The sequence below is a fragment of the Acinetobacter sp. GG2 genome, assembly GCF_000292385.1.
Taxonomy (GTDB): domain Bacteria; phylum Pseudomonadota; class Gammaproteobacteria; order Pseudomonadales; family Moraxellaceae; genus Acinetobacter; species Acinetobacter seifertii.
On record NZ_ALOW01000036.1, the window covers coordinates 113,741 to 139,477 of the forward strand.

General features: G+C 32.6%; 25 protein-coding genes. 4 read left to right on the forward strand and 21 right to left on the reverse strand.

The features are described 5' to 3' along the window. Window positions 1-267 precede the first annotated feature (267 nt). Window positions 268-738, forward strand: coding sequence for a hypothetical protein (locus tag B554_RS0111855; RefSeq protein WP_025465199.1), 471 nt, complete (start codon window positions 268-270; stop codon window positions 736-738). A 107-nt stretch (window positions 739-845) separates the two neighbouring features. Here B554_RS0111855 and B554_RS19010 read toward each other — a convergent pair whose 3' ends face one another. From B554_RS19010 to B554_RS0111965, 19 genes are all read right to left on the reverse strand, one after another. Continuing rightward, window positions 846-1,400 (reverse strand): hypothetical protein, encoded by a 555-nt coding sequence (locus B554_RS19010; RefSeq protein WP_019458211.1) that lies wholly within the window; start codon window positions 1,398-1,400, stop codon window positions 846-848. A 141-nt stretch (window positions 1,401-1,541) separates the two neighbouring features. Continuing rightward, on the reverse strand, window positions 1,542-1,988 hold the full coding sequence (locus B554_RS0111865) for a hypothetical protein (RefSeq protein WP_019458212.1): 447 nt from the start codon (window positions 1,986-1,988) through the stop codon (window positions 1,542-1,544). Between the two features lie 15 nt (window positions 1,989-2,003). Beyond that, window positions 2,004-2,495 carry a hypothetical protein gene (locus B554_RS0111870; protein WP_019458213.1) on the reverse strand — a complete coding sequence of 164 codons (492 nt, stop codon included), beginning with the start codon at window positions 2,493-2,495 and terminating at the stop codon, window positions 2,004-2,006. A gap of 167 nt (window positions 2,496-2,662) precedes the next feature. After that, a complete protein-coding gene (locus tag B554_RS0111875; RefSeq protein ID WP_019458214.1) occupies window positions 2,663-3,094 on the reverse strand; it encodes a hypothetical protein in 432 nt (143 codons plus the stop codon). Continuing rightward, a complete protein-coding gene (locus B554_RS0111880) occupies window positions 3,087-3,527 on the reverse strand; it encodes a hypothetical protein (RefSeq protein WP_019458215.1) in 441 nt (146 codons plus the stop codon). Before B554_RS0111880 ends, B554_RS0111875 begins: the two co-directional genes overlap by 8 nt. Beyond that, window positions 3,524-3,970, reverse strand: coding sequence for a hypothetical protein (locus B554_RS0111885; protein ID WP_017393627.1), 447 nt, complete (start codon window positions 3,968-3,970; stop codon window positions 3,524-3,526). The genes B554_RS0111880 and B554_RS0111885 overlap by 4 nt, the downstream gene beginning before the upstream one ends. Further along, complete coding sequence (locus tag B554_RS0111890; protein WP_019458216.1) at window positions 3,963-4,403, reverse strand: hypothetical protein; 441 nt, start codon at window positions 4,401-4,403, stop codon at window positions 3,963-3,965. Before B554_RS0111890 ends, B554_RS0111885 begins: the two co-directional genes overlap by 8 nt. Then, window positions 4,387-4,818: a hypothetical protein gene (locus B554_RS0111895; RefSeq protein WP_019458217.1), complete on the reverse strand. Its 432-nt coding sequence runs from the start codon at window positions 4,816-4,818 to the stop codon at window positions 4,387-4,389. The genes B554_RS0111890 and B554_RS0111895 overlap by 17 nt, the downstream gene beginning before the upstream one ends. A gap of 189 nt (window positions 4,819-5,007) precedes the next feature. Continuing rightward, the gene (locus B554_RS0111900) at window positions 5,008-5,748 is read right to left on the reverse strand and encodes a tetratricopeptide repeat protein (RefSeq protein WP_017393624.1); all 741 of its coding nucleotides are present in this window, start codon (window positions 5,746-5,748) and stop codon (window positions 5,008-5,010) included. Between the two features lie 278 nt (window positions 5,749-6,026). After that, window positions 6,027-10,712 (reverse strand): RHS repeat-associated core domain-containing protein, encoded by a 4,686-nt coding sequence (locus B554_RS0111910; protein WP_019458218.1) that lies wholly within the window; start codon window positions 10,710-10,712, stop codon window positions 6,027-6,029. Between the two features lie 70 nt (window positions 10,713-10,782). Further along, window positions 10,783-13,977, reverse strand: a complete 3,195-nt coding sequence (locus B554_RS0111915) for a type VI secretion system Vgr family protein (RefSeq protein ID WP_019458219.1) — start codon at window positions 13,975-13,977, stop codon at window positions 10,783-10,785. A gap of 258 nt (window positions 13,978-14,235) precedes the next feature. Continuing rightward, entirely contained in the window at window positions 14,236-14,790 is a 555-nt protein-coding gene (locus B554_RS0111920; RefSeq protein ID WP_019458220.1) for a TetR/AcrR family transcriptional regulator, read from the reverse strand. 754 nt (window positions 14,791-15,544) lie between these two features. Continuing rightward, window positions 15,545-16,804, reverse strand: coding sequence for a ParB/Srx family N-terminal domain-containing protein (locus tag B554_RS0111935; RefSeq protein WP_019458221.1), 1,260 nt, complete (start codon window positions 16,802-16,804; stop codon window positions 15,545-15,547). Window positions 16,805-16,899: 95 nt separating this feature from the next. Further along, a complete protein-coding gene (locus B554_RS0111940; protein WP_019458222.1) occupies window positions 16,900-17,175 on the reverse strand; it encodes a hypothetical protein in 276 nt (91 codons plus the stop codon). Between the two features lie 39 nt (window positions 17,176-17,214). Next, entirely contained in the window at window positions 17,215-17,547 is a 333-nt protein-coding gene (locus B554_RS0111945; RefSeq protein ID WP_019458223.1) for a hypothetical protein, read from the reverse strand. A gap of 206 nt (window positions 17,548-17,753) precedes the next feature. Then, window positions 17,754-18,506 (reverse strand): barstar family protein, encoded by a 753-nt coding sequence (locus tag B554_RS0111950; protein ID WP_019458224.1) that lies wholly within the window; start codon window positions 18,504-18,506, stop codon window positions 17,754-17,756. Between the two features lie 47 nt (window positions 18,507-18,553). Continuing rightward, window positions 18,554-19,324: a hypothetical protein gene (locus B554_RS0111955; protein WP_025465203.1), complete on the reverse strand. Its 771-nt coding sequence runs from the start codon at window positions 19,322-19,324 to the stop codon at window positions 18,554-18,556. 90 nt (window positions 19,325-19,414) lie between these two features. Next, window positions 19,415-19,861 (reverse strand): DUF6334 family protein, encoded by a 447-nt coding sequence (locus B554_RS0111960; RefSeq protein WP_019458226.1) that lies wholly within the window; start codon window positions 19,859-19,861, stop codon window positions 19,415-19,417. Window positions 19,862-20,033: 172 nt separating this feature from the next. Then, on the reverse strand, window positions 20,034-20,417 hold the full coding sequence (locus B554_RS0111965) for a hypothetical protein (RefSeq protein WP_019458227.1): 384 nt from the start codon (window positions 20,415-20,417) through the stop codon (window positions 20,034-20,036). Between the two features lie 439 nt (window positions 20,418-20,856). On the opposite strand from B554_RS0111965, the gene B554_RS0111970 reads away from it, so the two are divergent. From B554_RS0111970 to B554_RS0111980, 3 genes are all read left to right on the forward strand, one after another. Beyond that, window positions 20,857-21,675, forward strand: a complete 819-nt coding sequence (locus tag B554_RS0111970; RefSeq protein ID WP_019458228.1) for an alpha/beta fold hydrolase — start codon at window positions 20,857-20,859, stop codon at window positions 21,673-21,675. A 67-nt stretch (window positions 21,676-21,742) separates the two neighbouring features. Next, window positions 21,743-22,807, forward strand: coding sequence for a hypothetical protein (locus B554_RS0111975; RefSeq protein WP_019458229.1), 1,065 nt, complete (start codon window positions 21,743-21,745; stop codon window positions 22,805-22,807). 43 nt (window positions 22,808-22,850) lie between these two features. Continuing rightward, window positions 22,851-23,594 carry a TSUP family transporter gene (locus tag B554_RS0111980; protein ID WP_019458230.1) on the forward strand — a complete coding sequence of 248 codons (744 nt, stop codon included), beginning with the start codon at window positions 22,851-22,853 and terminating at the stop codon, window positions 23,592-23,594. 157 nt (window positions 23,595-23,751) lie between these two features. On the opposite strand, the gene B554_RS0111985 is transcribed toward B554_RS0111980, so the two are convergent. Both B554_RS0111985 and B554_RS0111990 read right to left on the reverse strand, forming a co-directional pair. Continuing rightward, window positions 23,752-24,630 (reverse strand): MetQ/NlpA family ABC transporter substrate-binding protein, encoded by an 879-nt coding sequence (locus B554_RS0111985; protein WP_004702956.1) that lies wholly within the window; start codon window positions 24,628-24,630, stop codon window positions 23,752-23,754. Window positions 24,631-25,170: 540 nt separating this feature from the next. Beyond that, window positions 25,171-25,515: a DUF3969 family protein gene (locus B554_RS0111990; protein ID WP_019458231.1), complete on the reverse strand. Its 345-nt coding sequence runs from the start codon at window positions 25,513-25,515 to the stop codon at window positions 25,171-25,173. Window positions 25,516-25,737: the final 222 nt, after the last annotated feature.

Here is a 25,737-nt window from a genome sequence, read left to right on the forward strand (position 1 = left end):
TTATATACAAAAAGACTATCAAATGAGCTTCTAAATTAATCTATAAGCAAAAATCTGATCAATTAAATTAAAACTTTTAAGTAATCCACTTATTATTTTCTGAATATTTAATCATAAGAAGCATATAAATAGTCACTAAAATGAGCTGTGTACGCCTACGAAGTCAGTTAGAGAAATTCTATCTGTACAATCAAAATCAGCTACTTACTTTACGCTACTCATAAGATATGAAAGAATTACGGCCTCATATAACTTTTGAAATTTAAAATGAGAAAAATATTATTTTTAAGTTTAGTCAGTATGTTTAGCTCGTATAGCTTTGCAGAAGATAATAATTCGGTTTATAGAGGACTTGGTACTGGACCTCAGAATTTTTTAAAGTTCCAAATACTCAAACAGAAAGGCTTTTTAGCAAAGAAACCTAATATTTCGCGAGCAGACTATAACGATATATATAAACTCAAAAAGCCTTATGAGTTTATGGGACAAAATGTCGTACTCATTTCAGATGAATATATGTCTGAATATGTGGGCTGTTGTGTGAGTGAAGGTTGGGGAGCTGTATTTAAGCAAACTTCTAATTTGAAATTGATTGAAAAATTTACAAAAACAAATCAATGTAGTGTCGGTCCTATAGAGTCAACTAGCGATTACTATGGCTTTAAAATCCGTTCTCTGCCAAAAGGTAATTACTATGAATTATCATGTCGTGAACGTGACTTAGTTCAATCTGAATAGATAGGGATTAAATCTTTAACTTCACCATATTCATATATATGATTTAAAATATAGGGCTATAATCTTACAAAATAGATATACTAAAAAATAAGCCAAGCCCTATATTTTTATTTTATAGTAATTACTGGTAATTTATCTCCACAGAATAATGTTCCTTGTTCCTGATAGTACATGCCAATATTCCATTCCTTTTGAATTGGAGTGAAAGTTAACCTATCTTCTTCATTAATAATTTCTTTAGAGTAATCTTTAGGCCGAATAATCTCTAACTGATATTTCTTACCATTACAAAAAACATCAGCATTCTTTATACTCTTCTCAAGAATCCAGCCATTATCTTTGATTCTAGGAACTATGTTTCTTTGATAGGTTTCCTCATTTAAGCTCTCTACAGGAATTTGAACAACAAGAAAGCTTTGAGTAGGAGCAAAAGCAATACCCTCATCTCTCAAAATAATTTTTTGATCAATAAAGATTTTATCCAATTGTTCTTTAAAAAAACTTAATTTCCCTTTAAATTGTTCTGCAGGAACATTGCTATAATCATGTAGAGCTGCTTCATTCGGACTTTTAGATTGTGCTTTTATCTCAACATCTTTATTGCATGCTGATAATAAAAGACTGAGACCTGTAATCAATATTAAACAATTAATTTTAATCATAACTCTTTCTTATATTTTGCGTACCAACTATTAAATTTAGATTCAACAATAATTTCAACAAATCTAATTAAAACTTAAAACCAGATTATCAAATTAAAATAAATACTACAAATTCAAGAAATCTTATTTAAATAATCAAATTTACTTACCATAATATTCCATACAGTTATTAACTCCTAATTTATTAAAGTATAATGCAAAATACCAATAATCTTTGCTTTTAAAATTAACTTCATCACCATCTCTTGTATAATGTCTATCATGAATAGGATTTAATATATCTATAGAATAATTATTAGTTTTACAAAAATTATAATAATTATCGTATGAATCAACAAAATCCCATTTTCTACTTAATAGTTTGTTTTTAACATCATTATAATCATTAATCGAAAAATTTTCTTTATTTATTTTTATCACAATTAATTGAGTAGATCTTTTATTTCTATCAGTATCAACTTCATATGGATATTCACTGAACAACTCCTTAGAAAGCACTTGTAAGCTAGTTGCGTTAGTACTACATGCTATTAGGGAGCAATAGAGACCTAAAATTAATAAAGAAAATATGAATTTTCTCACAATCATAATAAATTATCCAAATCAACTATTCATATTACATACATAACGTTTATGCCTAGAATGGATAAAACTTATATTCCAATAATCTACTAACTGATTCAATGACTGTCCATCTCCAGATTGCATAACTGTACCTATCTTTATAGGAGGAACTAGCTCAAGTTGATTCATATCTCTATCACAATAAATGTAAGCTTCTTTGTATTTTTCTTTATAGTTCCAACCCCTCTTATTCAACAGACCATCTATTTTATCTATAAAATTATCACTATTTTTCTCTAGATCTTTCACTTGAAATATTAATCGTTCTGCATTATAGGAAGAAAATATTTTTTTACCTAAAATTTGATTACCAAAAATATATTCAGCATCACTTTCAAATTTTTTAATTATTATATTCTTATTTTCAACAATAGTTACTTCGCTTTTCTTTATGTGATCACATGAAACACAGAAAGCTCCAATTAAAATAATAGTCATAAATTTTAAAAAGATTTTATTCAATATTTCCATTACTTAAACTCTCTAATCTATTATTTTTAATAGCTTTCTCAGCATCTAGAATTTTAAAAAATCTAGTAGTACCTTTCAGATCATATATTTCTATAATTAACTAAGAATCTCACCTATTTTTTACAGCATTGCTTTCACGTATTAGCAGCAAGTATTTCACTTCGCATTTATTCACACAAATCATCTCCCCACTTATAGTATCGATACAAAACCGTATTAACATCATAATTAGTTATTTTCAACTCTCCGCCTTTATAATCTTGAATCTTGCCAAAGGTTGGGTTGACTATATTAATTTTATTATTTGGACCTAAACAATATGTATCAACTCCATGCCCTTGTCCTTTTAACACCCATCCATCTTTGTCTAAATACCTGACTATTTTCTCTAATTTCCTAGAGTCTTTAGTAAATTCAAAATAAGAAACTTGTGCTTCATATTTATTTATAGAATCTATAATTTCAATATTATCGCCTAATAATGCTTTCATCTTCACTTCAAATGGATATTTATACGCAGGCTGTTCATAAACTCCATTAAAATAACCCACCTGTAAAAACAAGAAAAATAATACTATATATCTGAATAAATTACTCACACAAATCCTCACCCCATTTATTATAGCTATAAGATATCGCATCAAAATTGTAATCTGTAATATTTAGTTTTCCGCCTTGATAGTCATAAACACCAATTGCAGTGGGGCTAACAATATTAATACTATTATTAGTCCCTAAACAATATGTGTCTACCCCTTGTCCATGTCCCTTTAATATCCAACCATCTTTTTTTAATTGATTAATTACTTTTTTCAATTTATTGTGATCTTTTTCAAATCTAAAAGAAGAAATTTGAACTTCTGCTTTATGCAATGAGTTTACAATTTTAAGATTATCGCCTAAGAGTGCTTTCATTTTTTCTTCAAATGGATATTTATTAGAAGCTTGCTCATGTACTCCATTAGAACAACCTATTTGTATTAACAAAGAAAATGAAAATATTAATTTTAATAAATTTCTCATATAAATCATTTACATATATCCAAACCCGATTTATTATAACTATAAGAGACTATATCTTTATTATAATCAGTCACATATAAATCGCCACCCTTAAACGTAGTAACAGTTTTATAAGTAGGTCTAACAATATTGATACTATTATTTACGCCTAGACAATAGGATTCAGAACCTATTCCAGCTCCTTTATAAGTCCAACCATCTTTTTTCAATAATTCAACAATTTTAGATGTCTTATCTGAATTTAATGGCAATTCCAAATAAGCTAATTGAGCCTCCGCACGGTTTAACGAATTAACAATTTTTACATCATTACCTACTACTTGTTTCATTTTAATAAAGAACATATATTTGTCAGCATCTTCTTTATGAGTTCGTTTATAACCACCAACTTGCAATATTAAAAAAAGCAGAACTAGCACTGAAAATATTTTTTTCATTAGGAATTTATTCACACATATCTATTCCCCATTTATCATACATGTAAGACACACCATTCATACTATGGTCCGTTATATTTAATTCTCTTCTTTTATAGTCATAAACATTATTTGATATAGGAACAACAATATTTATTTTATTATGTAAACCTAAACAGTAAGTATCTACTCCTTGACCATGTCCTTTTAATACCCAGTCATCCTTTTTTAACTGACTAACTACTTCATCTATCTGATTAGTATTTGTTGGTAAATCAAAAGAAGAAATCTGAACTTCTGCTTTACTCAATGAGTTCACAATTTTAAGATTATCCCCTAATAAAGCTTTCATTTTTACTTCAAATGGATACTTATCTGAAGGTTGTTCATATATTTGATTAGAACAACCCATTTGTATTAATGAAAAAAATATAAATATAAATTTCCACAAATCATTCACACATATCATCTCCCCATTTATCATAGGAATATAAAACAGCATTCACAGAGTAATCTGTTCGTTTTAATTTCCCACCTTTAAAATCATAAAGTCCACCAGAAGTTGGTATAACAACATTAATTCTATTATTTCTCCCTAAGCAATAAGTATAAACGCCCTGCCTTTTTCCTTTCAATACCCATCCATCTTTTTCTAATAAACTTACTATACTTTCAATTTTATTATTATTCTTAGGTAATTCAAAATATGAAATTTGTACCTCAGCCTTTTTCAATGAATTTATAATTTCTATTTGATTACCGAGTAATTCTTTCATTTTATTTTCAAATGCATACTTATCTGAAGGTGGTTCATAAACATTACTACTACATCCGACTAGTAGTAAGATAGTAACAATTCCAAAACTCAATTTATTTAATTTCATATTTACACTAATTTTAAAATACTCTCAGCAGCTTTATTTTTAAATTAAAAACATAAAGCTTAAAACCAAAAAAAAATACCAAAATATAATTATTACCTTCTATAAATATAAAAGGAAAACTTACATATCCTCTTAAAAATTATCTTCAATAATTTAGTTTTTTAAAACAAAAAAACACCTCTTAAATACTTATTTTTCACCTGAAAGCCTACTATAATTCTCATATGCTCCAGAAAATCCGTTATCATAAGCTTTTCTATACCAATACAATGCTTTTTCTTTATTTACCTTAACTCCCCCTTCCCCATTTTCATACATCCAGCCTACATTATTTTGAGCTAAAGGATCATTTCTTAAGGCCGCTTTTTCAAAATATTTAAATGCTTTTGTTAAGTCTTTATTTATAATTTTACCATCATAATACTGTACTCCCAACTCTGTTATAGCAGGAGTAAAATCTGTTTTTTCAGCAAAATCTAAACTCTCTAACATCTTCTCAGGGTTATGTTCTTTTATATAAATCAAACCTAACTGATATGCTGCTAAACTATCACCGAGTTTCTTTGCTGAAAGAAGCCATTTCTTAGAATCTTCTAATTTATTTTCTAAATAGTATAAATATCCTAGAGAATAATGTGCTGGTGAGAAACAATACTTAGCAGAATTTATCAAATGTTTTTCAGCTTCTTTTAAATCAACCAACTTTGTTTTCCCATCTAAAAAACTCACACCTAAAATATACTCTTTATAAAATCCATCAGGTAAGCCATTTATTACCTTATCAATCTTTTTTAGATTTCCTTGTAAACTTAAAATATTGAGATCAAAATTAGAGTTTTTAATTTGATTAGAATATTCAATTTTTTCACAAGCAAAAGTAGATTTAATCAAAGATAAAAAAAATAAAAAACTACATAAAATTAGCTTCATAATAACCGACACTCCATATACTTAAACAAAGAAACAAACCTACCAGCCAATATGTTAATCTTATTAGCTTAGTAATTTTTTGATAATTATTTTTTTTCTTAAAAACAATATCGCTCATTACTTTGTTAAAACTATTATTCTTTGAAAAAAAATTCCAGATATCAGTTGCCATTTTATTACTAATATAATACCTATATAAGAAATATATCATTAGAATAAAATTAGATACGAATAAAAAAACCGCAATCCATCTTAAATAAAATAGTATTTCCATATAATTAGAACCTTGGAAAATTAAATGGTTGAGCCGGAATTACTGGCATCTTTTCCGGTGGAATACTGTAGACTGGTTGTTCAGGTATATAATCTGATGTATTTTGCCATCCATCAGTAATCCCTAAACCAGCTCCTGCTCCACTTCCACCTTTTATGACCGCATAAAATGATTTTCCAGACCAAGAGTACCCACCACAAATTTGTCCAAACCAATTAGCACCGACACCTCCGCAAGCTTCTATATATCTACCATCGGGTTTATTACCTATATTAAGTATATCTCGCGTAGTACTAGCCGAAACACCAAAACCTAACGTTCGTCCAGTAGAATGCACAGCCCGCCCACCTCCTGCATAAGTAGTGCTATGAGTTATACCCAATCCTAGTGCACCACTAATATTAGCACTTGTTCCATTCAATGCTCTATCGGTTGCCTGAACTAATGTTGATCTATCTTTCAATCTTGGATCTCCTTTCATACCAGGAATTGAAATATCAGGAGATAGTCCATACGGATCAACCCACTGAGTTGGATTACTTACATAACTAGAGCTATTCATACCTCCCTCTAGCCCAATCGGATCTTTACTCATATATCTTGCACTATGAGGTTCATAATAACGATAACGGTTATAGTGCAGCTCTGTTTCATGGTCGTAATATTGCCCTTGAAAGCGTAAATTATTTTGTTCAAATGGATTATCTTGATTTACTGCTTTAATTTCTAATGCCGTTCCCCATGTGTCTTGGATAATTTCCCATACACATTCACCGCGGGTATTGGTCATGGTTTGAGGTGTTCCGACCTGATCACAATGGTAAAATGTAATCTGCTCTACATCAGTACGCTTTTTGCGAGTATTACTATTCCATACTGGGTCTTTATAAATAGAATAAGGTTTTGTTTGATATTCCTGATAATCAGGAGTTTCTATCAGTTGAATGAAATCCTTATAACCTGTTTGTAATAGTGGAACAAAGCTATCAGGTTCATAAATATAGTGCTTTGTATAACTAGTCTGTGCCGATTGGACAGACTCCCATATCATTAAATCGCCATCCCAACCAAATAAGGTTAATTCATTAGATGTTTTTTTGTAGAGTCGACGACCAAAGACATCATAACCATATTCTGTAACTAGACCATTATTAATACTACGAATAAGTCTGTTTTGGTTGTCCCAAGTCAGCTTAAGGTTTTTACCAGCCTGAATAATCTCTGTCACATTACCTTGTGCATCGTATTGGTAGTGTTTACCTTTATAACTTTTAATAAGGTTATTTTTAATTTGTGCTGGACTTAATACCGAGTCAGAATCAATTAAGTTACCAGCTGGGTCAAAATTAAAACTTTCTGTTTTATGTAAACTTTGAGCTGTGATTAAGCGCCCAATTGGGTCATATTGATAATTGAGCTTACCCAAACGGCTATCTTCAACTTGACCAAGCAAATAGTTTTGATCGTATTGATAGCGTCTATGTGCTTGATATTGTAAATAGTCTTGAGTTTCTTGCTCAGGTTGAATGAACTGTGAACTCAGTAATCCCACATCATTATATTGTTTAGTTTGAATAAGCCCATTTGCTAGTAATCGTGTTGTTTCTCTATGCAAATCATCACGCTGAAATGAAGCAACTTCTTTGTTATTTAAACCAATTGCATAAATATGCCCTGAACCATAAACAAGATGATTCAGTGTATGTCCATCAGGTCGAATTGTTTTAATTAAATTTCCAAGCTCATCATATTCATAATGTAATACTGCTGTGAGCGGTTTCAGTTCTGGAATTTTATAATGCTGGTGCTCTCTAACCAACTGCCCAAGTGCATTGCGATAGAAATCAATTTGGCTAACCTCATTACTAGCTCGGCTCAGCTGGTTATTCAGGTTATAGTCAAATTGCTCTGTTTGTTTCTGGCCTGTATGTAAATGGGTAAAGCTTTTCGAAGCAATTTGTCCATCTGCATAATAGTCAAATTGAGTCAGTATATTTGGTTGACGGATTTGAAATAACCTTCCGTTCTCATTGTAAATATAGTGCTTTTCCTCTCCATCAAAGGCCTGCTCACGTATCAAATATCCATACGGATTGTATCCAAACAAATATTCAGCTTGATTCTGGTTAATCAGCTTTTGAATGCGACCTTGTTTGTCCCATTGATAAGTTACGCTATGTCGATTGGCATCAATACGCTGCTCTAATAAGCCAACTTGATTGTACTTATATTCCGTTACTAAACCTTTAGTGTCTATATGCTTAAGTAAGCGTCCTTCTTCATCATATTCAAAGTATTCTTTTAACCCATCAGGATAAATAATACTTTGCAGCTGTCCTTTATCTCGGCCTTTGGTACTGTAAAAATACTGTACAACTTTATTATTTGCAGTTTGTTGAACTGTCAGTGCACCATCTTCATCATATTCCCATGTACTGCTCTTACCTGAGCAATCGGTATATGAAATCATCTGCCCCAATTCATTATATTGAATGGTTTTGACACCACCTTTTGCATCAATGACTTCAACCAGTTGATTATCATTGTTATATTTGTACTGTGTGATATGCCCTAATGGATTGATTTCTTTACTAACATTTCTATTTTCATCGTATTCTCGTTTCCAAATACTACCTTCTGGGTCTTTAATTTCAACTAAGTTACCCTGCTCATTATATGCAAAACGAATTATCCCACCGTTTGGCTGAACAATTTTAACAAGTTGATCTTGATCATTATATTCTTGTTGAGTCTCTCGTCCTTCAAAATCAATTTGACGAGTAATCCGCTTTTTCCCATCACGGCTATACCATGACTCACGCCCATCCGCTAAACGAGTTCGATAAGTAAACCCATTGAGGTCAAAGTAATAATAAGTTGGCACATCATAAGCATCATAAACCGCCACTTGACGTAAGTGCGGATGCCATTTTAGTTTGGTATGGAAACTACCATCATCAGCCCATTCTTCTATCGCTTTAGCTTTGGCTTCAGTTGATTCATAGCGAATATTTTGTCCACGCCCTGTACGGTCTGTATAGCGCGTTAGTTGATGAAAGTGGTTATATTCATAAGTTCTTGTATAGCCATTCTGATCAATAGCTTTAATTAAGTTCCCTTGGGTATCGTATTCATAACGTGCTAATGGTTCGGCTTTATCATCTAAAAACACCGCCATAATTTTAACTTGCTCATTAAAAGCAAATTTTAATTGGTGTTTGGCATGCTCTAATTGAAAATCAACATATTGAAGATAAGCAACCTTTTCAAAAATGAGATAACTTAAGTCAATCTTTTCTTGTGTTTTTTCATTGAATTGTTGAATCAATTGATAAGGCTGGCCAACTGAAAACTGATGGAATTGAAAAGACCAATTTCCACCGAAGTTTAGAACCAAATCTCCATTTTTAAGAGGTTGTACTATTATTCCCTCATAAGGTACTTCATAAGTTTCAAATGTAATAGATGCTGGCAGTTGATGCTTTCGCCCTTTACTATCAATAAATAGATAGCCTTGGGCATTTTGTTGAATCATATTGGAAAATGGCATCATCCAACGTGCACCGACCATGCTTTGATCAAACTCATCCATTTGTGAGTTATATTGCCGTATAAAAGAAAAACCTATTTTTGGTAAATAGAAGTCTGCATGTTGAACCCGTTCAGCACCAATTGAATAGCTAATGCTTTTTCCAGATTGGGAATCAGGGCCTTCACATGGAGGAGCATTTAAAGCATCTGCCTGTAAACTTACAAACTCTAAAGTGTCTCCTTTCGTATGGCGTTCATATTCCCCCGTCTGGTTGATTGGCACACTTGCACTGCCTTTGTTTTCTAAAGCTTGTATAGCTTTCAGTGTTTCTTGTAATAGCCATGCCAAAGTATATTTTTGGCCAGCATTTGCTTGTTGTTGCAAAGTTTGACTTAAAGCTGCAATAGCGTGAGTTGCTTCTTGTTGCAAACGACTTGTTATATTTGGTTGTATTTTAGGGGTTAAGTCTGCTTGGCTCGGCTTCCCTAATAAATCAATGAGTGGAACAGCCCAGTTGCTAAATTTGAGTTTCGGATCTCGTTTTTCTGCACTCGCACCTGCCACAGTGGTTATTCCTGCATTTATACCTGTTGCAGGGGTCGCCATGCTTTGTAGGATGGTTACACCCAATGTTGTAGCACTAGTAAGTAAACTGCCTAACTTCGCTTGAGTCTCTTTTAAAAACTTCTCTAAATCTCCAGCGATCATCGCATTGAGATGCAAACCTAAACGCTTAATATCTGTTTCTTTAATTTTTCCATTTTCTTGATATAAGCACTCTGCCATTAAACCAAACATCGGACGTAAAGCCATGCGCGCATGAGCTTCGTTATTCGGTTCTGAAAATAAACCAATTAAATTTGCAGCAAGTAATGCTCCACGTTGTGCAGCAGCTTCACCAGTTTTCTTATCTGTAGCATAGAGCATTAGGTCTAGTACACTACCTGTCAATGCAAAGATATTAGCAACCGTGGTTATGTTGGCCTTACTTTTTATTTGTTCTAATGAGGTATTTCCGCACACTTGTAAATACAACTGAATCTGACTTGCGATCATTTGCAAGTCTGCTACATCCGTCACGCTATTTAAGTTAAAAACAGCAAGTTCAACAGTAGGTTGTTTTTTAATTTCTTTATGTTGTGTATTCTCATTAGCCATTAATATAAAACCTTTAATTCATTAAATTACAACAATATTTTTCTATGTTGGATCGCTCTATTCATCCAATCTACTTTTTTGACCGAATAAAATTATCTAAAGCCCCTTGCTGAATAGGTGAATCTTGATTTATGGACTTAGATAATTTTGCGGTCATTTGATCACTCAAAAAACCTTGGCTTTGCTCTTTTAGCATTTCAAGAGACTGGTTTGGGTTTATCGCCATTTGACCAAGACTTTTCATTTGATCGGCAGATAAATTGAGATTAAGTTGTTTAGAAACAGTATTGAGCGCGGTATTGGTTACTTGATTTTTAATCTGGCCTAGTGCTTGCCCAGCTAAATTATCTAAAGTATTTTTACCCAAGTTTTTGAAACTATTTTTATCAGTTGAAAGAAGATTATTTTGCAACTGAGACATCGTATTTTGCCCAACTGCTTCTAGGGCATCTTTCATCAATCCTTGAACACTTTTGACTGGCTCAGCCCAAGTGTATTTACGATTAAAATCACTGCTTTGTAGCCATGCACTAGTATTGTCCTTCTCAAAAACTACTTTAGCTGGTCCAGGCGCAATCCCTGTTACTTGTGCAAAACCATTCCCATCAAGTTTGCCTGTAATTTGCTTACCTAATGAATCAATGACCTTATAGCTATTTTGCTTAAAGAAGTTATCTCCACCATAACTCCGTAGTAGCTCCAACGCTCCCTGCATAGGTTTAGCTTTAGGTAACTCAGGAGCACTGGCGTTTGCACTCGCTCCTCCCATAAACAAATGCTGTCCTGCATTGACTTGGAATTTCCCGCCAGTTTTCGGAAAAATTCCTGAGCCATTCAGAGTAATTTGAGATGAGCCCCCCGTGATTTTGACTTCTTTCGGGCTACTAATGATGACCTTGTCATCAGTTGATGAAATAGTAATTCCAAGTTTGCTCAACACATCCAGCGCATCTGCCTGAGCTTGTATTTCTACCTTGCCTTGCGCAGCGACTGCTTTTAGTCCACTTTGCGCTGCAAAGAGGCTGATCTTATTTTGAGCATGGGTAATGACATTCTTTTGAGTACTTATGTTGATGCTGTCTCCAGCAACCTGATTGATTTGTGCATCAGCCGAGATATGAATATCTTCAGACGTACTCAAGGCTATGCCATCTGGTGAACTTAAAAGCAGTAAAGCTTTTTCAAATTTAGCGATTTGTTGCTGAATTTGTGAGGCAAAATCTTTTAACTGCTCAATCGATTCTATTTCATCGGTTTTCTGGTTTTTAGCGATGTCACTCAGTGCTTTACTGTTGGTTTGACTACCCTCAAGTTGCTTTTTCGCAACTTCGGCATCAAGGTGTTCACCTTTGGCATTATCCTGTTTATGGGTGGATACCAACAAACCTTGCCCCGCACGCAATGCTCCCCATTGGTCCGTACGCAGTTCAAAACCTTCTCCGCGGTCTTCACTTTCCGCTTTATCTTTAGGATGGCTCAATTTCCCCAGATTTAACTGGCTTGCACCATGACTGCTTTGAAGTTGGGTACTAATTTGTCCCGGTGTATCATCAAATCTGAGTTGTCCAAAACCACCACCCGACACTTCTTTGGAACGGATACCACTTAGCTTTTTAGTATCAGGAAGTTTACCTTTGTTATCAAATTTGGTTGGATGACGCTGAGCCTCATGCACTCGACCCATCACAAACGGTCGATCTATATCGCCATTAAAAAAGTTAATAACAACAATTTCACCAATACGCGGTAAAAAACGTGCACCGTAACCTTCTCCAGCCCACGGTGTTAGAACGTCAATCCAAGCTGAATCGGTGTCATTATTGTTGGTTCCTGCTCCACCATCATGGTTATGGTCATCACTGCGGGTAAATAGGAAGCGGACTTTAATACGCCCCCATTCATCTACATAGATTTCTTCACCTTCAGGACCGACCACTTTCGCACGTTGTGGATGAGTGGCAGGACTATGGGTTTGTGGGTTATACGCTGGAGTAGTTGGAATATGACGACGTTGTAAAATCAACTGATTCGCTTGGCGCTCGTCAGTATTACTCGCTTGCCAATCACTTTGTTGAACTAAAGTCTGGATTTGCTGGTTTAAATCTTTGGGTAAATTATTTTGGTTATAGTAGTTCTTGCCTACAATTAAAAACTCTTTATCTGTGCTTTCATGCTGATCTATTTCAGGGTGCTCATTGAGTTCAAACCAATAGCCGACTTGGGTATCTCGTACTGTGGTTTTAGCAATAAACTGCTTAGACTGAGCATCATAATAAGCACTTAGGTTCTGGTTAAACTTTTCTAGTTGTTGATTGCTTGCGGAGGTTGCCCCATCTTCGCCATTTAAGTCTTGCATCCATGCCGGACTATAGTGCCATGCTTCTTCAAGGCTTAAGCTTTGATTGTCATAGTTTGAACTATGTTGGTGTTTACTTTGTACACTGCCCGCCCCATCAGTTTGTTGCAATACATCTGACTGCCAACGCTGCACAAAAATAGACGTCGGCTGTAAACTACGGTCAGCCATTAGGCCGGTCATGCTATCAGATTGTTCAGTTGCACTGCTGCGGTGGTAACGAATCGCTCTTCTTGTCAGCGCTTGATATTGGTTATTATCATCAATCAAACGTAATTTTTGTGGCTGAATATCATCTGTATTGCTCGCGACAGTAAGCTCAGCTTCGTCAATAAGCCAGCTTATGCCTTCACTACGCCATAAGCGAGTTAAGAAGTCATAATCACTTTCATTGAGCTGCATAACAAAAGGACGAACATCGTAAGTCTGTTTCAATCCGCTCAAATCTAGAGTCAGACTAGAAGCAAATAATGGACTTTTCCCCTGCCATTCCTGAAATAGAATTTCACTAATTTCTTTCACGCTCTTGTTCATAAACACACGACTATTTCTGCGTTTATGCCACAGATAAGTTGGATCACTTACAGCAAGCTTATATAAAGTTAAAGCACCATCACTTTGTCCCTGCGATGCTCCAGTAATAATACCAGTCGTACGGAAAAAATTTCCTCGGTCTGTTACTTGGTCAACAGCGACTTGCACTCCAATAAATGTTTTGAGTGGAATATGGGCATTTGTTGATAAACAAATCAGCTCTGCTGTCATGCCCTGATTAAGATAATGTTGCCCATCTATACGTTGTAAAAAGACCTGACTATTCAGGGATGCATCTGAAAATTGAAGATACACCGAACGATGTTGTGAGAGAAAACCAAAACTCTCTAAGATCTGAAAAGTATTATTAAACATCACTTTATTTATAAATTTGCGTTACAATCGACCATATCTTATAAAAAATAGACAGATTTGTCTATCTTATTCGTGTCAACTTTAGTTTCAGCCCCAGTCTTACAAAGATTTTATAGAAAAAAAATATAATGCTAGAACCTATGTGGATTGTGCAAACACACCATGTTATACGCTTAGAATTCAAAGCATCAACATTGAAACAAGTGCTCATAAATTACCTAAGATTATATGGTGTGTAATTAGCTATCGTTTTCCTTTCTATCCCACAGACATAAAGAACTGTTCTACCACTACATCCCTCTCTTCTAAACTATTTGAGCTTAAAACTTGTAGCAACAAACCATCTATAAGGTTTACCACCATATTGGCATCGAATTTTGGCTCGCGGATTTCTCCGCTAAAAATCAGATCAAAAATTTCATGGCTTAGCCATTTTCGATATTCAACCGCCATACGGTAAGCCTGTGGGTGAAGTAGTTTTATTTCAAAAATGGCTTTAAGTAAAAGGTTATACAGGCTGTTTAAATTGGCATGTAACACAATAATTTCTTTGATTTTATCTTTTGAAGTGTAGTAACGGTTTGAGTAAATGATAGAGAGTACTTCCTCTCGGAGCAGGCTCTTTTGAAAGGCGATGCACATTTCAATTAAGCGTTCTTTTGAGTGGAAATAGTTGTAAAGCGTACCTTTGGCGATTTTAGTTTCTTTAGCAATCAAGTCTACGCCTACATTATGGAATCCATGTGTCGTAATGAGGTGTATAGTAGTTTGAACTACATGTAATTTTTTGGAAGATGTTTCTAAATTTCGCATAGTTTTACCGTTATAAAATTCTTGTTGTTTCTAAAGGAGAAAAAAAGGCACAGCAAAGCCATAAAGACTGTGCTTGGCACATCTCAAGTTTTATAGTTGATGCAAGTTTTTTGAGCCGTAATGACTTAAAGCCTGAAAACCCTAAAGGCCATCAAGTTGTTTAAAGATGATTTAAGTGGTGTCGTTATAGCTTTTGGCAAAGGCTGCCAAGAAATAATGGATGTGCAAAGCCAACTCCTTTTTATTGGGAGTTCTGCCAAAACATTAAAATTATGGTGGCAGAACGAAAGGGGGTTGACGAACTGGTCACACGAGGCCAGCACACCCGTAGGTGTCCCCCTTCCGTCCTACCGCTACGAGAGGGAGACGAGGAGTTGCACAAAACTATCCCTCAGAAGGAATAATTCTGATACTCGTGTGATTGCGGTTCGTCAAAACCGACTGGCAATGTGGCCAGCAGGCAAAGAATAGTTCCCAACCTTCTTACAGTCAAGCACACAAAATGACATTTGTTTTAAATTAGATCATTAAAAAGTAAGGATAAATAATTGACAAGTTATTGTTAATTTGAGGTTTATAAAAATAGAAAAAATCTTAATAACGTGTGCAAGGTGAGATGTTTAGGACTTAAGGGAGAGCAAATGATGTTTTTTAATTTTTAAATAATCAATTCTATTCTGATCAAACGCTAATGATTTAACCATACAAAAAAGGAGTGACTTTACTCACTCCTTTCTTATTAAATATCCGTGAATTACCAACCCCAGCACGTTCCTGTAGCCGGTTTTCCACACAACTTGTAATTTACCGCATACCAAATACTTCCACCTGTACGCGGTGTTTTATCTTTCTTAATTTCGTCACGGGTCAAATCTGCAAGATTAGAAATTGAAGTCGCGGTAACAGAACCTTTAGCAGCATTTTTCACAAGCTGTAATGCCCCCAAATCTGCGGCAGTTGAAGTACCATAAATAATATCAGTCGGTTTGGTACTTCCCATCAATAATGAATAATCAGCAACCGCTGCCTGATAGCCTGTTGCACTACCCGATACAGTTAAATCAGCTTTTATTTCAGTAGTTGCCAATACATCTGCAGCACCATACACACTCGCATCGGTATGATAGAAACTTAAAGGATGTACCAGATTATTAGCGATTTGTTTATTAAACCAATCTTCCCATAAGAACTCAGTATAGTCCGTTGCATTTGCAACTTTGCTATAACCAATATCACGTGTGAAATAGACCAATGAACGATATGGATTATTTTGCATACCATCAGGGTTAGTTGCAGATTTTAGGCCTAAGTTTTTAGGTAATTGTTGATATGAAATCGGTTGATTTTTCCCATCTCTTAACCATGCTTGGCCATTGGCAAGCATTTTCGCCCAAAACTCATCTGCAGTTTTACTATCGCTATAATTCCCAACAACTTTTACCCATACTTTAAGTTGACCACCGCCATCAGGCAGCTCACGGAATTCGGTCATTGTATGATGACCATCGGTCAGATAAAGGCGCCCATCATAACCCACAACAACTGTTTTCAAATCAGCCGTTTCAGTGCCCGGCTGTTCTTGACAGTTAAATGTCTCCAATTGTTTTAAATTGGCCTTTTGTAGGTCTTGCAGACTTGTAAAATCATCACGACCTTTTGCACCAATCGCTTCACAATAATCGCTAAACTTCTTACCAATGGTTTTATTTAAATAAACTAATTGATTGACTGGATCTGCTTGCCAAGTTGGGCGCTGCAAATCACCTTGCCAACGCCCTAATTTATAATAAATTTGATCATAACCAATTGCACCCTGCGTTGGGATCAAATCAGCAATCGTAACTTGAATTACATCATTGGTTTTGACTGTAAGAAAACGCTGGTCACGAGTATCTGTAGGTGTTGGAGAAACTGCCGTAGATTGCTGATCATTACTATCATTGCAAGCAGTTATAGCCATCATGCTCGCAACAAGAAATACCAAACTTAGAACTTTATAAGATTTTTTCTGCATGACTGGAATTTACCCCAATAAATTGCATTATTTTTGTACAGCAGGATTTCATTTATATGACCAATCGATGTCATTTTGATGAATATAGTTATAGATCAATCCATTAGAGTAACGAAAAAATCGTCAATAATATTATAGTCCATATCAAAAATATTCTTGTAATAGGCTATTTTCAAATTATTTACCGATAAAACATCTATCTTACAAACATAGACCAATACTTCATATAGATCAGTTTCTAGACTAATACTATCTAATTTAAAAACTAGAGAGTTAACATCTTCAAATATATCTAAATCATGAGCATTATTTTCATTAAAAAGATTTCTTAAATTTTCTAATGAAATTCTTTCAATTAAAATATTATTCATTTCATATTTCTTTATAAAAATAATTTATTTACTCCAATTTCAACTATCACAATTAATTCTATAAAACATATCATCAAGAGTATTTAGTGTCTTATTTTTAACAATATCTAATAATGCATCACGCAAACAATCAATCGTCATTTCCTCTAAAATTAACATGTTAGATTGCCAAAAATAACGACCAAAATGACAATCACCAGTTGCTCTAAATTTATTCATTAAATATTCAATATTTTTAAGCGTTACTGCTGTTCCAGCATATATAATATTATCTACAGTAACATTAAAGTCTATATTTTGCTCAGCCACATTAAAGTTATCCAATTCATGCATAACCAATATTTTAAATTCAGAACACTCATAAGTAAGCATTTTATAACCCTAAGGTTGTATTATTAAAATAACAATAAAGATCAATTTTCAAGCATAAATAAAATAAATTATATTTACTCTACTATATTTAAATTTAAATCCTTGAATGTTATATCACACTCACTTAGGACAGTAACTGCAGAATTTAAATAGCTATTAATTAATGTTTTAACGTCCATATTATATCCAACACCTTCTATTTAACATTACATAAGTTTTAAAGTAGATTCTTCGTTTAAAATCTCAATCAAGTATTCAAAATCATCAGGAGTATAATAGTTATTAAAAGAATACTTTGTTTCTTCAAAATACTTCCAAGTAATGTTCAAAGGTATAGTTATACAACCAATGCCACCAGTGAGACTATCCGACAAACCACCAAAACTAGAACCAAAGTAGCCCATCAATCCATTCACTTCCTCACCTATACAGCATAAGAAATCATTAAAGGACTTAATATTTCTACCATCTATAACTATTGAACTTACTAAGTTTGTAGGCTTGTACTGTTGAATCCAATACGAAACTCTTATCCACTTCTTTTTCTGTTCTTCGTTTAAATTGCACCAATCTTGTAATTTAAGCTGATTTTTTCGATATTTCTTAATTAAATCAAATTTAAACTCATCAAAATAAGTCTCCTCTTCGCATAAATTTAATATCAATTTATTATCTTTCACTTCAAAAGATTCAATACTAGAACCTAAAACACCGAAATATTCGTTATTTTCTTTTAAGAAGAATAAATTAATGCCATAGATATCATACTTATATTTTTTACTTTTTTTATCTTTATTTATTTCACCCTCACCAAAAAAACCATGAAAAACAACTTGAGTATCAGTGATTACACAATTTTCTGAAAGATATCCGCTCCAAATAGTTACATCATCATCAAACTCACTAAATTCACTTATTTCAATATAAAAAATATACTCTTCTGTAAGTTCAGAACTCATATAATATTTTCCTCTATCTCAGCTTTATTTTCAATTTTGATTGGTTACTAATATGAAATTTCTAATGACGAGTATTTTTTTAATACTTCAATAAAATCATCTAAATGATAAAAATCTTCTTTCGACTCAAAATTATCTTTAGAGTACTGAAAATTTATCCATTTAACTTTTAAAGGCAAATTCCACAGTACATCAGCAAATGCATTAAAGTTATAACCTAAGTATCCTAATACCCCATAAACCTCCTCTCCAAAATAACAATACACATCTTCTTCACACAGTAGGTATTTACCATCAACTGTTATATTTAATGATAAAGGTTCCCCTCTTTCGTTCATTCTAATATAAGCAAAATCTAACCAGCATTTTTTTTCTAGCTTTGTAAAATTTAGCCATCTCTTTTTACCTATAGTTTCATTTGAAAGACGAATCAATAGCTCTTCTTTCTTTTTAAATTTTTCAAAATCTTCTAAGTTGTTTTTTGTTATAAGATCAAAATCTGGATCAAATTCAATAGAGAGTTCTTCACCATTAAAAGTAAAGTTTTCAGAAAGAATTAAACGATTTGCCATATTATTTTCTTTTAATTCTGTAGTGAGCTTATGCCGAGATTCAATCATTATATAACAATAGCAATAATTATTTTTTCCAAGATAACTATTAAAAATCTCCAAAGACTTTTCAACCTGTTGCAAATTATTAAAATTACTTACTACAACTTTATTATTATCAACGCATATTTTTTCAAAATAAATTTCATCAATAATTTCTTTTTTTTCTTCTTCATAAATGTACTTACATAAGTTTAGTTCAAACAATTTTCGATTGTCCCAATTCTCAGATATATTTGTTAAATATCTTATCATATATACCTAATATTGAATGATTTTTATAGATACATGTATGAACTAAATCAGATAGGTATCAACTCCTGTTTTTCTTAATTCATATTGCAACCCAGAAGCCAAAGCAACAATCGTTAAGACAGCAAAAAATGGATCCGTCTTAGATTTTTTCAATGAATGATCGTAAAGCATAAGCTTAATGCCATCTGTATATCCTCTTTCATTGACTATAGCGAACATTGTTCCAATTTCTAATCCTTTTAGACTTGATAAATTATTCGAACATCGCTGTTGAATCGTCTTGTCTGGTAAGCAAGAGTAGACCTTTAATTCAATTTCATCAAAATTATGATTAACAGTAATAGCCCAAAACTTTTTATTAATTTCAAATATTATAGTTTCGACTGAGTCTTCAGAATTAGAATTTTCATATACAACTAAATAAAGATCATCTATTTTCCGAACTTCATCAATATTTTTAATCGCATCAAAAATATCGCTTTGTATCATATTCTTACCTCATGTATCTTATTATCGTTTTTTCAATTATTTTCAACAAAAAATCTATTCATAAATTCAATTAATTAATATTCTCTACTATGCTTAATCAATATTTCATACTAAAATTAAATATTCATATGACTAATAAAAACATCCATGCAAAACACATTAAATTTTTGAATTACAAATATTGATAGATAAGATCTGAAGAATAAGCAAATATTTCCCCTTCACCTACACTCTCCATACTATAATATAAGATTAAATTCCCTAATTTTGAAGAAACTGTACCTGTAGCTTTATCAACAAAACAATCACCTAATGATAAATAAACACGAACTGTGCTATACCCCAATAATACATTATACTGATATACAATTGCTTCAATTTTTAAGGTGATATCACCTAAACCACCCAAAGTATCTAACTCTTTTTCGCCAATATCATCATAAATTAATACTAAATTGTCTGAGCTTTTAACAAAAGACTGTAGGTGCTTTTTTGCATCGTTAAACACAATATCTTCAGTGAAAATTTTCTTTAATTCTTTATCTATTTGCAGCACCAATGTTTGCTCCTGTTCGTAAAATGAATCAAACTATGATCATCAATTATAACAAGAATATCGGCACTATCCTTGGCTTTTGTGCCCCAAATTTTTAATCCATATGGATATATTCTATCTTTCCAATCATAGGCTTAGTATCAACTATCCTACTAAATGTTGCATGTTGTAGAGCTTTGTAAACTCTGCAACAAGCTCACGGTCGTTAAAATTTTTTATTACATTGACACTATTCTCAACAGCCGCTACTTTGCATAGTACAACTGAATCTACATATTATTTGCTACTTGGAAAAGATATATTAAACTCAAAATATCTATTCAAATAATATTTATTCAAATAGAATATATAAATTTGAAAATAAATATTTAAGCTCATTATTATTTAAATTTTATTTTATATAACAAATTTTTTACACTTCTAACAGGAATAATAAGTCATGGAAAAGCAAGATAACTTATCAATTGCTCATAGATATCTTTCTAATACTATTTCAAAAGTAACAAGCTTGCCCACACATGAGCTGAAAAATTACAACACAGCCGAAAATGTAAATTCGTTCTTTTTTACTCATGACTTTGGTACTTATGAGTTAGAGGCTAAATTTAGTTATGGCGAGGGTTCCCCACAGAAAATAGCATTACTTATACATGGGGGTAACTCTGATCTAAGCTCTTTAACCCCTTTAGAAGAGCTTCTTAGAAGTAAAAATATTGCAACACTTTCCTTTAACTTAAGCGGTTTAAATAATACAAGCGAAACAAAGTCATCGTTATCTCAAAACATAAATGAAAGTATGACTTTTTATAGTCTTTTAAAAAAAGTAGATATTGTTATTGGATATAGTTTAGGTGGTTATATTGCAATTCATTTAGCAAAAAAATTTCAAATAGATGAATTAATTTTATTATGCCCAGCCATATATTCAGATCTGGCAATAAATAAAATGTATGGGCCAGATTTTAAAAATGAAATTTCAAAACCTTATAGTTTTTATTATTCATCAATTTGGAACTTCTTAATAAGTTATAGAAAAAATGTATTAATTATTTATGGCGAACTGGATGGAGTAAAAACTAACAATGGTAAGTCAAAAGGATTTTATGAGATTAATGAAGTTACAAAGTACTCTCCTATTCCGTATGAAATAGTTCATACTTTCAAAACAATTTCTATGCGAAAAGCAAACTTCAATTTAATAATTGAGAAAGACAAAGATCATTACTTAATAAAAAATATAATAAAATATAATATTTAAAAAAATATTGATTTTTTAAAAGAGACGCTCTAGTCTTTAGCTGAATTTTAATCACAATAAACTAGCCATGAATCAAATAGTTAAAAACTTAGACACTTATCATCTTTATCTTTCTCCCGAAATTTCTCATTTAATTAGTGAAATGTCATATGAACTGGCTTTACTAGGAGGCCCTGATTCTTTACATGTTCAAGATAAAATTCTAGCTTTTAAAGAAATACTAATTGCAAAGTTAAACTCATATGAAAAAAGTATTATTGAAAAATATATTCGTAGAGAAATACCTTATCTCGTTCTTGAAGGACTCAATATTAAAAAGTTAGATCGTAGTAAAATTGATATTACTCAATCAACACAATTACCGTCACTTGAATTACTTGAAACAGATATAGATATATTAACACTCGCTTCTTCTGAACAAATTATATTGGCACTGCTCGAGGAAGATGCTTTCGCATTTGATATAGATAATTTAGGCAAAATCGTTAGAGTTGTTGCAAACTTAAAAGGTGGTGGAATCACAAAAATTGAAAATGAGAATCCTGACAAGAGTTCACATTCAGGTATAGCACTAACTGCGCACACCGAAGCTCCTTATCATACAGTGACTAAAGTTGTTAATAATCACTCACCAGCTCCCTCTTCTTTAATTTTAACAGCAAGATGGAATCCCCTGAACGAACCTACTAGTTTAATTCCAATCTCAAGAATATTAAGTCAATTAACTCTTGAAGAGACAATGGCTTTAACAACAGAAAGTTTTAACTTTACTAGAAGTGAAACTTTTAATGAGGGCCAAGGATCTGGTGGAGAAAACGTTTCTATTTTAGAAGTAGATAAGCATGGTTATATAGCCATGAAATATAATTCTTATAGATTCACTCCAAACGAAAATGCTTCTTTAAAAATTAAAAATGCTTTTTATAAATTTGAATCAATTGTTCGACAAGCTCATATTGTTGATTCAATTAATTTAAATCCTAATACAGTTTTAATTATTAATAATAGTTTATGCTTACATTGCCGAGATATTATTAAAGATAACCGAAGAACATTAGTTCGATTATTTGGTTATAGAAAAAACCTTGATTATATTGTGCTGCAAAAAAATCCACTTATTGTGAAAGGCTAATAAATTGAATTTTGAACTACTCCTTATCTTAGGCTTAGTAGCTATGGTAGCTGGATTTATTGACGCTATTGCAGGTGGAGGAGGTTTAATCACTCTACCTGCATTGCTCTTATCAGGTGTCCCTCCCGTATCTGCAATAGCAACCAATAAATTACAAGCAGCCTCTGCAACACTTTCAGCAACTATTAGTTTTGCAAGAAAAGGGCTCATCGAGTGGCGTAAAGCAATCCCTATCGCTTGTATGTCTTTTTTAGGGGGAACATTAGGGGCACTTTCAGTTACCCTGATGCCTAAAAATGTCCTTTTAACTATCGTACCAATACTTTTAATTTTAGTTGCTTTATATTTTATTTTTTCACCAAAGCTCAGTGATGTAGATAAAAAACCTCTTATTCCTTATTTTTTATTTGCACTTCTAGTGGCGCCGTTACTAGGGTTCTATGATGGCGTTTTTGGTCCCGGGGTTGGTTCATTTTTCATCGTTGCATTTGTACTGTTATTAGGATTTAAGTTAGTAAGCGCTTTATCTTATACCAAGTTAGCAAATGTGGCTTGCAACCTAGGTTCGTTATCTATATTTATCATTAAAGGATACGTCATTTTTCCAATAGCTTTTGTGATGGCTGGTGGAGCTTTTATTGGTGCCTCGATAGGCGCAAAATTTGCAGTAAGATTTGGCTCAAGAGTGATCAAGCCCTTACTCATAATCATCAGCTTATGTATGGCTTTAAAGTTACTTTTAGACCCTAAAAACCCAATTTTTATATATTTAAGCCATTTCTTTTAGTCTATTTATTAATTTGTCTGCATCTCAATAGTTTGTTTTCTAACAGCTCTTATATTTGTTAAAAGCTTACCACTCTCAAAAATACATATTATAAAAAAAGCTAAGCCCCGATTAGCGGGGCTTAGCTTTTATAAAGTAGTTCTAATTAAAAAATTACTTATTTGATGTCTGCAAATTCAGAAACAGGTTTGTTCACTTCAACTTTTGTGCCACCGAATTTTTCACTTACGAATTTTTGCACTTTCGGTAAGTGGTAAAGTTCACCAAGTTTGGTATAGATCGGGTCATTTTTGTTTGCTTCAGCTACGCCCAATAAATTGACATAAAGCTTAGTAGACTGGTCAACAGGCTCACGGAAGATAGCGTCTTTCATTACATTAAGACCACCCTCAAGTGCCAATGTATTACCAAGTACAATTGCATCTACATCGTTTTTAACACGAACTGCTGTAGTCATTTGAATTGGTTTTAATTGTAAATTTTTAGGGTTTTCAGCAATGTCGTTCGTAGTCCCTTTTATAGGATCAAAGTTTGGTTTAAGTTTAATCAGTTTAGCAGATTGTAATAATGTTAATGCACGAGCTTCGTTAGCAGTATCGTTTGGAATTGCAATCGTCGCGCCTTGTGGGAACTCTTCAACAGTTTTAATTTTATCTGCATAAATACCCATTGGTTCCAAGTAAGTTGTCGCAATAGCTGCAACTTTCGCTGTATTTGAAGCATTGTAAGCTGCCAAATAGTTAAATGACTGGAATGCATTTACATCTTGCTCACCATTTGCGACAGATGTATTGAGCACAACATAGTCAGTCAAATTGGTAACTTGAAGTTTAATACCCGCTTCTTTAGTCTCAGGAAGCGTTGCAACATATTTCCATACATCCGTATCTGAACCTGTTGAAACCAGTTTAATTGTTCGAACAGACTCAGTTTTGTCTTTGGTTGTTGCAGTATTTTCAGTTTGTGCAGGTTGTTTATTACATGCAGTCAGTGTTAGCACAGATGCGCTGAACAATACACTAAATAATTTTTTCATAGGTACATCCTAAAATAGGAAACGCCTACCCTACAAAAGAGTGAGACATTTCCAACCATTGGGTCGAAATGCAATATTTGGCCGGAAATAATTTCCAGATATAGGGTTTAGAAGCCTGAATTCAGCACTATTCATTCCTTGAACTTGCTCGCTAAACAATAGAATTATGTTTTGAAACAGCCTCTAAATATGGGATCATCATATATCAACAAGTGAATATTCTACAAATAACTTGTTCAATTCTGATATATAGTCATGCTCACAGCAACATATTGAAAACATAAACATTTTTTAAATACCACATACATATTTGATTTATATGAAATTTTCAGGATTTGTTATCAATATTTAAGCTAAATATAGATTTAATTTGTACTTTAATCATGTGCTTAAGATAGACAACGCATCTCATAAACTTTCATTTGAGCAATATGCGATTTTAATTAATGCAAAACAGATAAGTTTTCATTTCTTACATTTATCACCAGATGTAAAGCCACATCTGAGGTATCAGCAATATTTTTATATATTACAAATATTTTAATCATATTTATCGAATAATTTTTGATCATACCACTTTTCAAATTCAAAACTGGTTACAGGCAATTTTTTGATCATGTCCTCACTTTCCTTAAACATTTTTTCGACTTCATCTTTAAAATCAATATTAAATCCTTCTAAATCTTCTAGCTCAGTCCCTCTATGAATTATATTAATTAAGTCCATAGAACAATTATTTTCTTTCAAAAGTCTAAGCATATATGGTGTATACAAAAAATGTTCAGCTTCATTTATATCTATATAATTATTTTTTAAAGAATGCAAAAGCCCGAGATTAACTAGTAAAATTAACTTTTCCAAATCAGTTTTTCCTGATTTATTCATTTTTCCCTCCAAAAATCCTATCTTAGCTTCAAAAACCTAAACAAAAGTTCTTTAGTAATAATGGATATATTCACTTCACATCCAAGCAACTATATTAAATTTTTCTTTTTTGAACTATTTAAAATTTTACAAAATAGTTAGGTACTTTTTGAGTCTGTTATATGTATTTATACAACTACGGAATAAGTATGATAGCCACTGACATCAAGGCCATATGTTGTT

Coding starts and splice junctions, on each gene's coding strand:
- B554_RS0111855 (WP_025465199.1), top strand. CDS start 268: ATGAGAAAAATATTATTTTTAAGTTTAGTCAGTATGTTTAGCTCGTAT.
- B554_RS19010 (WP_019458211.1), bottom strand. CDS start 1,400: ATGATTAAAATTAATTGTTTAATATTGATTACAGGTCTCAGTCTTTTA.
- B554_RS0111865 (WP_019458212.1), bottom strand. CDS start 1,988: ATGATTGTGAGAAAATTCATATTTTCTTTATTAATTTTAGGTCTCTAT.
- B554_RS0111870 (WP_019458213.1), bottom strand. CDS start 2,495: ATGGAAATATTGAATAAAATCTTTTTAAAATTTATGACTATTATTTTA.
- B554_RS0111880 (WP_019458215.1), bottom strand. CDS start 3,527: ATGATTTATATGAGAAATTTATTAAAATTAATATTTTCATTTTCTTTG.
- B554_RS0111890 (WP_019458216.1), bottom strand. CDS start 4,403: ATGATATGTGTGAATGATTTGTGGAAATTTATATTTATATTTTTTTCA.
- B554_RS0111895 (WP_019458217.1), bottom strand. CDS start 4,818: ATGAAATTAAATAAATTGAGTTTTGGAATTGTTACTATCTTACTACTA.
- B554_RS0111900 (WP_017393624.1), bottom strand. CDS start 5,748: ATGAAGCTAATTTTATGTAGTTTTTTATTTTTTTTATCTTTGATTAAA.
- B554_RS0111910 (WP_019458218.1), bottom strand. CDS start 10,712: ATGGCTAATGAGAATACACAACATAAAGAAATTAAAAAACAACCTACT.
- B554_RS0111915 (WP_019458219.1), bottom strand. CDS start 13,977: ATGTTTAATAATACTTTTCAGATCTTAGAGAGTTTTGGTTTTCTCTCA.
- B554_RS0111920 (WP_019458220.1), bottom strand. CDS start 14,790: ATGCGAAATTTAGAAACATCTTCCAAAAAATTACATGTAGTTCAAACT.
- B554_RS0111935 (WP_019458221.1), bottom strand. CDS start 16,804: ATGCAGAAAAAATCTTATAAAGTTCTAAGTTTGGTATTTCTTGTTGCG.
- B554_RS0111940 (WP_019458222.1), bottom strand. CDS start 17,175: ATGAATAATATTTTAATTGAAAGAATTTCATTAGAAAATTTAAGAAAT.
- B554_RS0111945 (WP_019458223.1), bottom strand. CDS start 17,547: ATGCTTACTTATGAGTGTTCTGAATTTAAAATATTGGTTATGCATGAA.
- B554_RS0111950 (WP_019458224.1), bottom strand. CDS start 18,506: ATGAGTTCTGAACTTACAGAAGAGTATATTTTTTATATTGAAATAAGT.
- B554_RS0111960 (WP_019458226.1), bottom strand. CDS start 19,861: ATGATACAAAGCGATATTTTTGATGCGATTAAAAATATTGATGAAGTT.
- B554_RS0111970 (WP_019458228.1), top strand. CDS start 20,857: ATGGAAAAGCAAGATAACTTATCAATTGCTCATAGATATCTTTCTAAT.
- B554_RS0111975 (WP_019458229.1), top strand. CDS start 21,743: ATGAATCAAATAGTTAAAAACTTAGACACTTATCATCTTTATCTTTCT.
- B554_RS0111980 (WP_019458230.1), top strand. CDS start 22,851: ATGGTAGCTGGATTTATTGACGCTATTGCAGGTGGAGGAGGTTTAATC.
- B554_RS0111985 (WP_004702956.1), bottom strand. CDS start 24,630: ATGAAAAAATTATTTAGTGTATTGTTCAGCGCATCTGTGCTAACACTG.
- B554_RS0111990 (WP_019458231.1), bottom strand. CDS start 25,515: ATGAATAAATCAGGAAAAACTGATTTGGAAAAGTTAATTTTACTAGTT.